This window comes from Firmicutes bacterium HGW-Firmicutes-1 (genome assembly GCA_002841625.1).
GTDB lineage: Bacteria > Bacillota > Clostridia > Lachnospirales > Vallitaleaceae > HGW-1.
In genome coordinates this window covers 1-13,977 of sequence record PHAG01000004.1, presented here as the reverse complement: position 1 = coordinate 13,977, position 13,977 = coordinate 1, and the positions used below count along the sequence as shown (strand labels likewise).

Sequence of the window (13,977 nt, the reverse complement as noted above, 5' to 3'; positions counted from 1 at the left end):
TAATTTTACATTAATATCATGCAAAAATCAATTATAAATTAATGTATGCAGAAATACCATGCTCCATAGCATCTAATCCATGTAATTCTTCATGTTCTTCAACTCTTAAGCCGCATGTTGACTTTAAAACTTTGAAGGTGATGAATGCTAATGTTGTTGCGGTAGCACCAGCAATGAGAACACCAATTGCTTGGCTTCCTAGTAATGAGAAACCACCACCATAAAAGAGGCCACGAGCACTCTCTGTTGAACCAAATAAGCCTATAGCAATCGTTCCGAAGACACCACAAACACCATGTACTGAAATGGCACCAACAGGATCATCGATTCTAAGCTTTTGATCAATAAATTCTACAGCAAACATCATAATAACACCACTGATTGTTCCGACTATCAGCGCCCCGATAAAGGTAATGACATTGGCGCCGGCAGTAATTCCAACTAAGCCTGCAAGAGCTCCATTCAAAGTTAAAGCAGCGTCAGGCTTGCCATATTTGATATTACTAGCGACAAGTGTTGCAAAGGTTGCCGCTGCACCACTAAGAAGGGTAGTTATTGCTGCATGTGCTGTTGCAGGAGACGTAATATCTAAAGTACTGCCTGGATTAAAACCAAACCAACCAAACCATAAAATCAAAACACCTAAAGCGCCTAGGGGAATGTTGTGTCCGGGGATTGCTTGAGCAACACCCTTTTTATATTTACCATTTCTAGGGCCTACCATATATGCACCAACCAATGCGCAAAAGCCTCCAACTGCATGAACTGCAGTTCCTCCAGCAAAATCTAAAAAGCCTATTTTCGTAGCCAAGAATCCACCGCCCCATATCCAATGTCCGATTAATGGATAAATTACGAGAGTAGCAGCAAAACAAAAAATGATGTAAGCACCGAACTTAGTTCGCTCAGCCATAGCACCAGATACAATAGTAGCGCAGGTAGCAGCAAAAATGGCTTGAAAAAAGAAAAAGATGTCAAAAGAAATTCCGGCGATTTCTACTGGTTTATTCATAAGCATGAAAGTATCAGTTCCAATAATACCTCCGAAGTCTTTTCCATACATGAAAGCATATCCAATAAAGAAATAGCAAAGAACACCGATTGATACTGTAATGAAATTTTTCATGATGATATTAACGGCGTTCTTAGATTGGGTAAACCCTACCTCAACCATAGCAAAGCCTGCATGCATAAGAAATACAAGAATACTTGCAATTAATACCCACATAGAATTGATGATAAACGTATCCATAGTATAATTTCCTCCTAAAAATAATTATAAACAAAAATAAAAAAGACCGCACTTCACGCTAGGTGATGTACAGACCTCTTTGTCTTGTTTTACGATATGATATAAGAATTCGTCATTGAATTCAAGGTTATTATAACTCGACTTATAAATGCTGTCAATATCTTTTGAATAGAGGAGTGTTTTTAGAGCATTTATTATTCGACAAAATAGTAGAAAATTCCTTCAAATAACAGATAATTTATTTGTAATGATAGAAAATATTTGGTATAATCAGAAAAGGAGAAGGGATTAGAAGAGTGTTTTTATAATTACACAAAAGTAGGTGGCTAATATTGTATAAAAACGAAGATTTTTTGAGAGAACGATTGACAATTATTATTTGTGAGGATACGCAAGAAAATGTTGATATCTTAGTTGAAGCGTTAAATGATCAATACGATATCATGATTGCAAATAATGGAAGGGCAGCAATTGATATTATTGAAAAACATATGCCTGATCTAGTTTTATTAGATATTATTATGCCTGAAATGGATGGATATAAGGTGTGTTCATATCTGAAAGAAAATGAAAAGTTAAAGGATATTCCAATCATTTTTATTTCTGGCATGACAAGTAAGTATGATAAGAAAAAGGGATTTTCGTTAGGTGCAGTTGACTATATTACGAAACCTTTTGATGTAGAAGAGGTTCAAGCCAGAGTACATACTCAAATTTCAATTGTTAAGAAACGTAACATAGTAAAATATGAAAATAAATTTCTTCAACTTGAGGTATACGAAAGGGATGCTCAATTAGAGGAAGCATATCAAAAGCTTGAATTTGCCTATCTAGAAACAATGGATAGACTCTCAAGAGCAGCGGAGTATAAGGATGACAATACTGGCTTACATGTTAAAAGAGTTGGTAAGATTTCTTCATCTATAGCTAGGTATTTAGATATGGACCCCCAAGTAGTATATGCAATCGAGCATGCTGCACCACTTCACGATATAGGCAAAATTGGTGTGCCAGAAAGCATTCTTTTGAAAAAAGGAAAACTTGACGATGAAGAATGGGAGATTATGAAAACCCATACAACGATTGGAAGAAATATTTTAAAAAATTCGAGCTCATCGATTGTTAATATGGCAGAGCTTATCGCATATACGCATCATGAAAAATGGAATGGAAGAGGCTATCCACTAGGATTGGTAGGAGAACAAATACCTAAAGTGAGTAGAATTGTTGCGGTATCAGACGTATTTGATGCGCTTACCTCGGAAAGGCCATATAAAAAAGCATTTTCATGTGATACAGCAATTGATATCATATTGGAAGAAAGTGGTGAACACTTTGACCCATCAGTGGTTGATGCTTTTATGAAAGCATTAGATGAAATAAAAGCCTTACTAACAATTTTAGGGAAATAGACTTGTATGACATAGGAGGCTTTATGAAGGATTCTAGGCTGAACGTAGAAAAAGCATTGAAAAAATTAGGTGGTTCTCATAAACTATATAAAATACTATTGGTAGGATTTTCATTAAAATACGCAAAGGTTGATCAAGAAATTCGCACATTTTCTATGGAAGGTAGCTTTGATGAAGCGCAGAGATTAGCCCATAGTATAAAGGGGCTATCTGGAAATTTGGGAGCAGAAAAATTAAGAATATGTGCACTTAAATTAGAAGATATTTATAAAAATGATCCCATTCATTATGAAGCTACTTTAAATAGCTTCAGTTTAGAATTAAGTGAAGTTGTAAAAGAGGTTAAATACAGATTAGAAGAATACAAGGAAGCTACTAGTGAGGCTGCGCCAGTGTTAGAAGAGATAGACGGGTCAGATGTTGGTGTTATTCATCATTTAGTTGAGGCCCTAGAAAGCTTTGAGTATGGACGGATAAGGGATGCACGAGCAAGCTTTAAAAATTATAATTTTACTGAGGAAGCACAAGTAATTGCAGGTGAGATTAACGAATTAATTGACCTATATGATTATAATGAAGCAAGAATTCAAATAGATGTATTGTTGGATTTCATAAATAAAAAATAAGAGATTTATAATCGGGGGTTTGGTATGGACCATTGTATAGTATTTGATATAGAAACTACTGGATTTCAACCAGAAACAAATAAGATTACTGAAATTGGTGCAATTAAGATTGAAAATGGAAAGCCTGTTGAATTCTTCAGTCAGTTGATTAATCCAGAAGTTAAGATTCCAAAGGAAATTATTGAGCTAACAGGAATATCTGATGAGTTGGTTATAGAAATGCCTACCATTCATGAAGTGCTTCCTAAATTCATTGAATTTTGTGAAGGATATGATATTATGGGTCATAATATCATGTTTGATTTTTCCTTTATTAAAGCGAATGCACTCCAACAACGGTTAAGATTTGACAAAGCAGGAATAGATACCTTGTTAATCGCGAGAGCATTATTAAGTAGATTAGAGAAGAGAAGCTTGGAATTTCTTTGTAATCATTATGGAATAGTTAGAATAAATGAACATCGTGCTTATGATGATGCCGTGGCAACCTATGAATTATTTTTAAGAATGAAGGAAGAGTTTTATAGCGATGAAAGTAAAGATTTATTTTTACCCAGACCCTTACATTGGAAACCTCAAAAGGTTGAACCGATTACACTAAAACAAGAAAGATTCCTTGAACAGCTTGTTCATAAAAACAAAATTAAATTAGCAAAACCAATAAATGAATACACTAAAAGTGAAGCAAGTAGACAAATAGATTTAATCATTAATCAATATGGAAATCTATCAGCAATATAAGAAAACTATTTGTGTGGAACTTTTCTAAATAAACAAGAGGCTAATGAGCCTCTTTTAATTTATCTAAATTTCTGATTATTGTATTCTTTGTTAGGGTGTTTAAAGTTAAGGATTTTTCATAAAGCTCGTCAAATTTAGCTTTATTCTGAAATTGACAGTATAAAGTAGCTAATAGAAGAATGTGGTCCCCAATCTCTGTATGTACGCGGATCCCTTCTTCTAAAACACAGATGGCTTCATCATACATGTTAAGTTCATAATATCCTTTAGCAAGTTGATAAAGAATTTTAATGTAGTGGTTATAATTGATTTCATAGGATTCTATAGTACTTAAATTTGATGTTCCATATTTGATTCTAATATCACTGTTGAGCATGTCAGAAAGATTTACCATAGGGGATTTTGCTATATCAAAGCAAAGTTCTTGCGTTTTAAAAAGATCTTCATTTCCAAAAGCTTTGAACTCTTCAAAAGAAAAGTTAGGTAGCGCTTCAATAGAAGGTATAATATATATGTTAGTATCTATAGGAGCTTTCCTGGCGAATAAAGACTTTTCTTCTTTTTCCCAAAATATTTTCCTGGATTTATTTAACATTTTATCAGACTTTCTTAAATTATGTTGAAAAATAAAAATAAAGATTAAGAATAGGACAAATATAGATGGAATAACCATTGTATCACTCCTGCAAAAATTTTATATGTTAATTGTGGAAAATGAACACTATATTGGTATTGAGAAATCAAATTAAATACTTTATAATGAAAGAGTATGCTTCGTACGAAAGTACAACTTAAAAAAATAAAAGGTTGTGAATATAATATGTTTAATAATAGGGCATTGCTAAAAAAGATTTCTATTTTTATTACAATTGTTATGATAGTTGCGCTACTAGCTTCGGCAGTATTACCTTATATGGTATAATATTAGTCTTTTATTTGTTTTTTATAATTACCTAATAGCTTGAAATGATGACAATCAATTTTCATTTGTTCGATTGTCTTCGCTACATAGGGTTCGTCAACATTTCCCTCAAAATCGATGTAAAAATAATATTCCCAGGGGGTATGTTGAACTGGTCTAGATTCGATTTTTAAAAGGTTAATATTATTTGATGCAAAATGCTTCAAAGTATTGTATAGAGCGCCAGCTTGGTGCTTTGTAGATAATACAACGCTAATTTTATCGCATACATTATTTACCTTTAAAGATTTTCCGATGATCACAAATCTTGTTGTGTTGTGTTGATTGCAATTGATATTTTCGGCAAGAATATCTAGACCGTATAATTCAGCAGCCTTCTTGCTTGCAATTGCACCAATGGTAATATTATTTTGCTCCTTAATGTATTCAGCACTTCGAGCAGTGTTGTAATAAGGAATCAGTTTCCACTGATAGCTAGAAAGAAATGTTTTACTCTGTTCAAAGCCTTGAGGGTGAGAGTAGACTTCCTTCAAGTCAGTCATTTTTGAACCTTTAATTCCAAGAAGATTCTGAATAGGTTTTACATACGTTTCGCCTACTATAAAACAGTCATATTGATTTAGCAAGTCATAAACTGCTGATATTGCACCTGTTGAAGAGTTTTCGATTGGTAGAACGCCGTAGTGGATGACACCTTTGTCTAATCCAATAAAAACATCTTCAAACTGTTCGAAATTTTTTGTATCTACATCATTCGGAAAATAATTATAAAGCGCTTCTTCACTAAAAGAACCAGCAACTCCTTGATAGCCAACGGTTAAGGATAACATAATTTTTCAACTCCTATACTGAGGGTTTAATATTCTTATTCATAAATATACTGTATATAATCAATAGTGTCAACGACAAAGACCTTTTCCATATAGTAAAACTTAACAGATATGTAATATTGTTAGAGTATTAATTGTGGTATGATTAAAAAAAATGAACAAAAGGTGGTAGAGAAATGAAAAGAAAAATTAAAGTATTGTTGTTAACAATAGTACTAGCGATCCAATTTTCTTCTATCGGTTTATTTGCCGCAACAGAAGAAGAAATTTATACTGGTAATCAATTGAGCGTGTTAGGAATTTTAAAAGGATATTCCGATGGCTCCTTAAAATTAGATAGTAATATTACAAGAGCCGAAGTCGCAACGCTTACTGTTAGAATCCTTGGCTATGAAAATACCGTTGTTGTTGGGGAAGAAAAGTCCTTTACAGATGTTAATAAAAGCTTTTGGGGTTATAGCAACGTTCAAAACGCCTTTAAACTTAAAGTAATGCAAGGATATCCTTCTGGTGAATTTAAACCTGGTAGTGATATCACATACGCAGAGGTAGTTGCAATCATGGTAAATGCTTTAGGAAAAGGAAAAGATTTGGAAGGAAACTGGCCTGATAATTATTTAAATAAAGGAAAGGCATTGGGTATTATTCCAAGCAATTCAACAGTAACTCCGAATAAAATAGTAACCCGTGGAGAAATGGCAGTAATCGTATGGAGTACCTTAATGGTAAAGCCATAAAAATAAATGACTTAAGTCATTGCAATCGATGACTTAAGTCATTTATATTGAAAAATAACAAAAATTAATTCCTACAAACGTATACACATATAATTATTGTATACTAAAATGGTTTATATTGAACAATACAAACAAAAAAGGGATTGACAAACTAATAGGTAAGGAATACAATGACAATAGAATTAAGATTACTTGTTTAACAATCTGTCAAATTTCAGATAACCTACCTTAAATTGAGGTGCACCCCACTATTTACACTATATATTAGTGAATATTAGGACGGGGTGCATTTTATGTGTTAAAGGATGTGTAATGAAGTAGATAAGTAGATAATAACATTTTTCATACTTGAGTCATTCTTTTGAATTACTTTATACATTGATGTAAATGACTCTGGTCATTCTAAGGAATGACCAGAGTCATATTTCTTGCAAAATAACAAAAATAACAAAAGTATAATTTTCATTAAGGAAATATTATATATTAATATGACAAATACAGAACAATAATGTAATAAATTAATTGACAAATTAATTTGAAGGGAATACAATAACAATAGAATCAAGGAACTGTTTTTTGAATAATAATTGGGAGGATTAAAAAATGAAAGTAAATAAGGTAATATCAAAAACGGTAGTAACATTTTTATCAATTGTTTTAATGGCATCTTCACAAGTATCAAATGGACTCGTACCACTTGACCCAGTAATTCCGCCAATTAACTTTGGCCCATCTGCTCCAACTAATCTAACTGGAACCTTTGATGCTGAGGGGAATATTATTCTTACTTGGAATGATTGTACGAATGAAACAAGCTATGAGATCCTCAGGGAAAATGGTAGTGACCAACTTAGTATTACTGTTGGGGCTAATCTAACTACAATTAAAGATGAAACACAACATCCCATTGGAGAGACATTTATATTTAAGATAAGAGCAAAAAATACATTTGGAACTTCTGCATGGTCAAATATCGTATCTTTTTCATGTTCAAAACCAACAGCGCCATCAAATTTAAAGGGTAAGTTTGAAGCAGACGGTAGTGTTACACTAACCTGGAATGATAATTCAAATAACGAATTTCAATTTGAGGTATCAATGGAAGAAGGTGGAAATGGGGGTTCAGTAAAAGTAGGTTCTAATGTAACCACATATAAAGATACCGTAGCCCACTCACTAGGAAAAACATATACCTATTCAGTAAGAGCAATAAATGCATTTGGTAACTCCTCATGGACAGGACAACTTGACATGTCTCCTGCAAAGCCTGCAGCACCATCAGCATTAACTGCTATACTAGAAGCAAATGGGAACATAACAGTAAAATGGAATGACAATTCAAGTAATGAAACTGCTTTTGAAGTTAGCATAACAGAAGGTAGTAGTGGTAATGTTGTATCATTACCCATAAACATTACAACTTATATAGACACAATGAACCATGTCGTAGGGAAGACGTATGCCTATAAAATAAGATCAAAGAATGCATTTGGGACTTCAAATTGGTCAAATATAGGTACAGTTGTAATTCCTGCCCAGCTGGTGCTGTCACCTACGGCACCATCAAATCTAATTGCTACTCTTGAGAATAATGGAACGATTAATTTGAGTTGGACTGACAATTCAACAAACGAAGTATCTTTTGAGATAGATATTTCTGATGGAAGTGGGGGAACTTCAACGGTAGTTGGACCAAATATGAATACCTATGCAGATACAGCTAGTCATACTGTAGGAAAGACTTATAGTTATAAGGTAAGAGCAAAAGGTGCGGTTATATCATCAGCGTGGTCCAATACATCATCAGTTACGATTCCAAATGGATCTAATCAAAGTCTTTTTGACGGTACTCAAAGTGGTTGGGCTGAAAGCGAAATACAACAAGCATTCAATTACGGTCTAACATACCCAGGAGTTATTGGAAGCTACAAAAAGCCAATAACAAGAGAAGAGTTTTGTACGATTGTAGTAATGCTTTATGAAAAATTGAGTGGAACATCAGCACTAGCAGGAACAAATCCTTTTAATGATACAACAAATCCAGAGATCATAAAAGCTGTTAATCTCGGAATTGTTGAAGGGAAAGCGACTGATACATTTTCTCCCTATGACTATATTAAAAGAGAAGAGTTATGCCTTATGATTTGGAGATGTTTAAGCAAGGCGGATTCACAGCTTGATAAAAGCCTAGGTGATAATTTTACATTTAATGATGCAAGTAGCATTGATTTATGGGCACTAGATGCAATGAAATTTTGCTTTAAAAATAATATCATTCATGGAGTTGGTAATGGGAATATAGCTCCATTAGCTAATACAAAAAGAGAAGAAGCAATTTCTATAATAAAACGAACCTTTGAAGAATATAAATAAGCTATGTAGAGAAAGCTAATTCAAATTTAGAAATAGGGCTGCTTAAAGTAGTCCTATTTTATTGAGATTTATTATTTTTCAAATAGTTACCCAAAAATTAGTTTACCTGCGAATAACATAGCGTAAAAAAATATTAAATTTTCGGAGGTATTATTATGGTATCAGCATTAAAAGTAGTTACAGCAGGGTTAGTAACGTTACAAGTGGTGGTTGGAGCGCCAGCGATCGCAACAGAAACAAATGTAGCAATAGCACCAAGACAAGAAACGAGTACAACTATTACCAGTGCACAAAAGAATAACCTTATTGATGAATTAATTGATGAATGTGATCTTGAAGATGCAGATAGATTTTTAAATGGCAGATTAAGCGATTTCTTTAAAAAAAGATTCTAGTTGTATAAGAAGTAGCTAAGGTCATATGGGGAGAGTTACAAGTCATAAGGCTTTAGCTACGATTACTAATAGGTAAGCAATAATGCCAATTTAATATTGATAATTATGAAGGAATGTATTACTATAGTTTAGGTATCAATGGTTACTAGTGAGGGTGGGAAAATGGATATTGAAATAATTATTTCAGCTCAAAAGGATCAAACAATTAAAAACCAAGTAATCGAAGCGCATATACCTTTGGTTATTCATACACTTTCTAATATATTAGGAAGGTATATTTGCACAGAAAATTCAAATGAATATAGCACGGGGCTTATTGCCCTTGATGAAGCAATCAATAAATATAACCCTGATAAGGGTTCTTTTTCGAATTTTGCAACATTAGTAATTAGAAATAGAGTAATTGATGAAATGAGAAAGGAGAATCAATTGAATGTTGTTTCAATTGATGATTATCAAGACATCATTGAAGTTCGATCATCAGACCTTGAGTTAAAAGAAGAAATTGAAGAAATGAGTATAGAGCTCGAGAAGTTTAGTATATGTTTTGAAGATTTAGTCGAAGCTAGCCCAAATCATTATGATACACGAGCAAGATGTTTCAGGATATCAGAGCAATCCAGCGAGGACGAACCAATTGTGAAGCTTATGTATAAACAATATAATCTACCAGTAAAAGAAATGATAATTAAATTTCTTGAAACAAAGAGATTTTTGTATAGAAATAAATCGTATATCACTTGTTTAATTATTATTTTTTATAAAAATTTTGAAGCAATTAAATATTGGGTGCAAGGCACCTTGAGGGATGATCAACATGAAAACATATAAAGGCAAAATATTTAAAGTTACAGAGGAGTATGCCATTGTACTTGCTGATACAGGTGAATTTCATGCTATTGGTATCAAAGGAAAGATGGTTGTATCATCTGAAGTAATATATACTGATTATGATTTTGTTAAAATCAATAGAAAAACCAAAAAAGGCTTTATTTTTTCAAAGTCAGCTATGGTTGCTTCATTAATTTTAGTGATTATCTTTGGTTATATCAGATTAGTTTCGCCTTCTACAACATATGCAATTGTTTCACTTGATATTAACCCGAGTATTGATATACATGTCGATAAGATGCTAAGAGTAACACAATTAGATGCACATAATTATGAAGGTGAAAGCATTATTAATAATGAATACATTGGAATGTCACTAAGTGATGTAGTATCTAGAATAGTAATAAGTGCTCAAGATAAAAAGTATTTGACCGAACGAAATAACGGGATTTTGGTAGCAACGTCAATCATAAAAAATAGTGAGGCTATAAAGATTGATAAGATTCATTCTATTGTAACACAAGCGATTGCGGTTTCTGCTACTCAAAAGATTAATATATATTCCTTAGAAATAACCAATGCTGATATGAAAGCTTCATCAAAGGAAAATCTGTCAATTGGAAAGTATGAACTTGCTAAACAGTATGGAAAAGATACGGATTTAGTAAGAAACACTACAATAACCGATTTGATGAAGGAATACAAAAAGTTAAAGGATACTATAAACATTATAATAGAAGAACAAATCTTGGAACCAACTAACATTAAGAGCAATATAAATAAAGGTGTAAAAAAGGTTGATGAAGTCTTAGATAGAACAGTAACAAATGAAGATGTAAATAAAGTAGTCGATGGTGTAGTTAATGAAGTTGACAGTTCAGTTAAAATTGTTGTTGAAGAAGTTGATAGTGTAGTAAAAGAAATGTTAAATGAAGTTGATGATGCAGTAGTTGAAATCAAAGAAGACGTCAATCATGTTGTAGAGGAAGCTGTAGATGAAATGAATAATGCAATTGATGTTACAGTAGATGAAATTAATGATGCAGCGGATAGCGTTATAAACGAAGTGAATCAAGTGAAAGATGATGCAGTAAACAATGTTGTAAATGGGCTAGAACAGATATTTAAATAAAAGCTCTCTAAATCAATTGGTTTATCTCACAATGATATGTAGGTGTATCGTAAGATAATCGACTTAGAGAGCCAAGTTAGTACTATGCATTATTTTAATGTATTAAACATTTTATATCGACTTTCGATACATTTTAAGGTATAATTACATTACCGAGAGGCATTTGGAGAAGAACTTAATTATGTTTTTAGTTGGGAGGCTCAAATCATAATTTTATTTTTTTAAAATGTCTCTTTTTTATGTAAACAATACCATAATAATGCAAGTACAGGTTGCAATTGCAACTGCCGGAGGATCGATGTGTGTATCTACATGACTATTGACGGTCCTTCCAGTTAAATCTAGAACAATAGCAGATATGATACCGAATAGTACGCCGTACCAGATGTTTCCAGTCACTAAAGTTGCGGTACCTGCAACTGCAGTAATATGGTGAGTGGTGGGGATCCCAAAGCCCATTTGGGCAAACAGAAGAGACGCAGCACTAATAGCAAAAACAATTCCCGATTGCGTTATATCTGCAACATGTGATGTAACAAGAGCTGTAGCGGCTGCAAATACAAGCATGAACATAAAAGATTTTGCATCAGGAATAAAACTTCTTTTGCTTTCGGTTTGACTTGGAGTAAATTTACCGATTAATCCGGTTGAGCCAAATACCAATCTGGCTATTATCCCAGAAGTTGCAACAGTAAGAGCGATCGTATCGAAAGTCCATCCTAAAACACTTCCATATAAATAATTGAGGGCAAAACCAAGTCCTCCAAAAACTCCGCCAATTAACAAGACAGAAACATCGTTTGTTGTTCCTAATGGAATAGTAATTGAGGTTCCAGATTCAATATTTTTTCTCTTATTACCTGCAAAAGCAGCGGCAGCAACACCACCTGCAAATGCAATATGTGGACCAAAGAATGAACCAAAAGCAATTTCATTTAGAACTGTATTATCTCCGCCAGCTAAAACAATTGCCCATCCGATAAGGGCAGTTACCCCTGTAAAAATAAAAGCTGGTAATGCTCCAATTGCAGCGCCAAAAATACCGCCTGCAATGGCAATCAAAATCGAGATTAACTCCATATTGTAATCCTCCTTTAAGTAAAATATTTACTTAGAATATTTAAAAAGTTCCCCCTAATAAAGGTTTCAATCAAGTCATGATGATAAGCCTCCCCCCTTATATTAACTTTTATGTATGTGGTGGTAGGTTAATCATACAAAAGAACTTGGATTAAATATATATTTAAATATATAAAAAATAAGGTAGAAATTGTGTTGAGAATACAATTTCTACCTACATATAATATTTTATATAAAAATCGATTAGTTTCAGCAACATTCGATCTTTATCTTGATGCAATGGATCAATATCAAAAAGCTCCTTTATTTTGTTGATTCTAAAAAGTACGGTATTTCGATGGACATATAATTCCTTTGCAGTATCTGCAATGTTCATATTGTTTTTAGTTAGTGCATTTATCGTTTCAGCAATTTCAGGCCGATCTTTTAGTTCTTCTCTATAATTGTCTAAAAAATGATCGTGGTAATTCTTCGGGATTTTATAGAAAAAGTATTCTAAGATGTAATCGTAAATGAAGTAATAGCCATCAGAAGATCTCATTTTCTCTGCAAATTCAATCATTGCTTGAGATTCCGAAAAGCTGTCACTAAGATGAATAAGTTCTTCGTGATAACTACCAATACCAATTAAAACATGAATCGAATATTTGTCATGTATTGTTTTTAATATTGGAGTCAGGTAGCAGGTTACTTGGTCCCTGATTGTTTTTTGATCTGTGTTTTGAATTGTTTTTAAGACTACAATTTTATTAACATCTATCGAGGAAGATATATCTTGTTTTGAATGAAAGGGTGATGCTTTAATGGCCTCCAGGACATACTTCTTTATAATATCAAGATTATGTGCGGATTTGTTATTATTATTTGAAGATAAGCACTTTATTGAGAATAAACAAGAAATTCGTCTAAGAGTTAAGTCATAGCCTAGTCTTAATGCCCATTGTGATACTTCTAATAGATCATCAGAATTTAAGGTAGTTAAAAGGCGATTTACAAAGAAAGTTTTTTGACTTTGATGTGATTGCGTTCTTTCCTTTAAAAACTCCTGCTCCATCATAATTTCAGCGGTCATTTTTACTAGCATTGCAGTATTTTCCAACTCTGCTGGATTTCCGGTTATTCCTATTACACCAGCTATTTTGTTATGAAAATAAAAGGGCATATTAATCCCTTCTTTAACACCAACAAAATCAGAGGTGTTTCCTTCAAATATATCAACTCGTTTCTTCTTACTTATAACTTCTGCAGCAATTTGATGATAGGAACCTAGGCGCTCAGCAGAGCCACTAGCAATAATAATACCATCTTCGTTCATAATATTAATGTTATACCCCAAGTTATCCATAATATTATTCACAAGCTTTTGCGCGATATCTTTATTTAACAGCATAATTGAACCCCCTTCAATATGTGCTTAAAAAGTATCTCATTGATTTATATTATACAACGAATTAAGTAAAAAGGGTACACTAAAGTTGATATTAACTAATAATTTATAATAATTATGCAAAAGCATAAAGTAATTTAATTTTTGAAGTAAAAAACTACTGTCAATTATTTGTGAAAATGTCCCAATAAATCCAAAACATAAGCACCAGTTATAGTTGGTGCGCTGACTGTCGATAAAAGCATTTTTTCTGATAAGT

13 protein-coding genes are annotated in these 13,977 nt (G+C 32.8%); 8 read left to right on the top strand and 5 right to left on the bottom strand.

Annotated elements, in window-relative coordinates; translation table 11 throughout:
• Positions 1 to 31: 31 nt before the first annotated feature.
• Complete coding sequence (locus CVU84_05810) at positions 32 to 1,252, bottom strand: ammonium transporter (protein PKM95203.1); 1,221 nt, start codon at positions 1,250 to 1,252, stop codon at positions 32 to 34.
• 332 nt (positions 1,253 to 1,584) lie between these two features.
• Here CVU84_05810 and CVU84_05805 point away from each other — a divergent pair, with 332 nt between their 5' ends.
• From CVU84_05805 to CVU84_05795, 3 genes are read left to right on the top strand one after another with little or no spacing between them, the layout of a single operon-like run.
• Positions 1,585 to 2,664, top strand: coding sequence for a two-component system response regulator (locus CVU84_05805; GenBank protein PKM95202.1), 1,080 nt, complete (start codon positions 1,585 to 1,587; stop codon positions 2,662 to 2,664).
• Between the two features lie 23 nt (positions 2,665 to 2,687).
• On the top strand, positions 2,688 to 3,290 hold the full coding sequence (locus tag CVU84_05800; protein PKM95201.1) for a hypothetical protein: 603 nt from the start codon (positions 2,688 to 2,690) through the stop codon (positions 3,288 to 3,290).
• 24 nt (positions 3,291 to 3,314) lie between these two features.
• Positions 3,315 to 4,031 carry a DNA polymerase III subunit epsilon gene (locus CVU84_05795; GenBank protein PKM95200.1) on the top strand — a complete coding sequence of 239 codons (717 nt, stop codon included), beginning with the start codon at positions 3,315 to 3,317 and terminating at the stop codon, positions 4,029 to 4,031.
• Between the two features lie 40 nt (positions 4,032 to 4,071).
• On the opposite strand, the gene CVU84_05790 is transcribed toward CVU84_05795, so the two are convergent.
• Positions 4,072 to 4,704 carry a hypothetical protein gene (locus CVU84_05790; protein ID PKM95199.1) on the bottom strand — a complete coding sequence of 211 codons (633 nt, stop codon included), beginning with the start codon at positions 4,702 to 4,704 and terminating at the stop codon, positions 4,072 to 4,074.
• 251 nt (positions 4,705 to 4,955) lie between these two features.
• Positions 4,956 to 5,783, bottom strand: coding sequence for a bifunctional chorismate mutase/prephenate dehydratase (locus CVU84_05785; protein ID PKM95198.1), 828 nt, complete (start codon positions 5,781 to 5,783; stop codon positions 4,956 to 4,958).
• Between the two features lie 176 nt (positions 5,784 to 5,959).
• Here CVU84_05785 and CVU84_05780 point away from each other — a divergent pair, with 176 nt between their 5' ends.
• From CVU84_05780 to CVU84_05760, 5 genes are all read left to right on the top strand, one after another.
• On the top strand, positions 5,960 to 6,520 hold the full coding sequence (locus CVU84_05780; protein ID PKM95197.1) for an S-layer homology domain-containing protein: 561 nt from the start codon (positions 5,960 to 5,962) through the stop codon (positions 6,518 to 6,520).
• A 603-nt stretch (positions 6,521 to 7,123) separates the two neighbouring features.
• Positions 7,124 to 8,893, top strand: a complete 1,770-nt coding sequence (locus tag CVU84_05775; protein PKM95196.1) for a hypothetical protein — start codon at positions 7,124 to 7,126, stop codon at positions 8,891 to 8,893.
• Between the two features lie 155 nt (positions 8,894 to 9,048).
• Positions 9,049 to 9,288, top strand: a complete 240-nt coding sequence (locus tag CVU84_05770; GenBank protein ID PKM95195.1) for a hypothetical protein — start codon at positions 9,049 to 9,051, stop codon at positions 9,286 to 9,288.
• 138 nt (positions 9,289 to 9,426) lie between these two features.
• On the top strand, positions 9,427 to 10,119 hold the full coding sequence (locus CVU84_05765) for a hypothetical protein (GenBank protein ID PKM95194.1): 693 nt from the start codon (positions 9,427 to 9,429) through the stop codon (positions 10,117 to 10,119).
• Positions 10,106 to 11,251, top strand: a complete 1,146-nt coding sequence (locus CVU84_05760; protein PKM95193.1) for a hypothetical protein — start codon at positions 10,106 to 10,108, stop codon at positions 11,249 to 11,251. Before CVU84_05765 ends, CVU84_05760 begins: the two co-directional genes overlap by 14 nt.
• Before the next feature lie 237 nt (positions 11,252 to 11,488).
• On the opposite strand, the gene CVU84_05755 is transcribed toward CVU84_05760, so the two are convergent.
• Together CVU84_05755 and CVU84_05750 are read right to left on the bottom strand one after the other, a co-directional pair.
• A complete protein-coding gene (locus CVU84_05755; protein PKM95192.1) occupies positions 11,489 to 12,331 on the bottom strand; it encodes a hypothetical protein in 843 nt (280 codons plus the stop codon).
• A gap of 214 nt (positions 12,332 to 12,545) precedes the next feature.
• Positions 12,546 to 13,721 (bottom strand): hypothetical protein, encoded by a 1,176-nt coding sequence (locus CVU84_05750; GenBank protein ID PKM95191.1) that lies wholly within the window; start codon positions 13,719 to 13,721, stop codon positions 12,546 to 12,548.
• Positions 13,722 to 13,977: the final 256 nt, after the last annotated feature.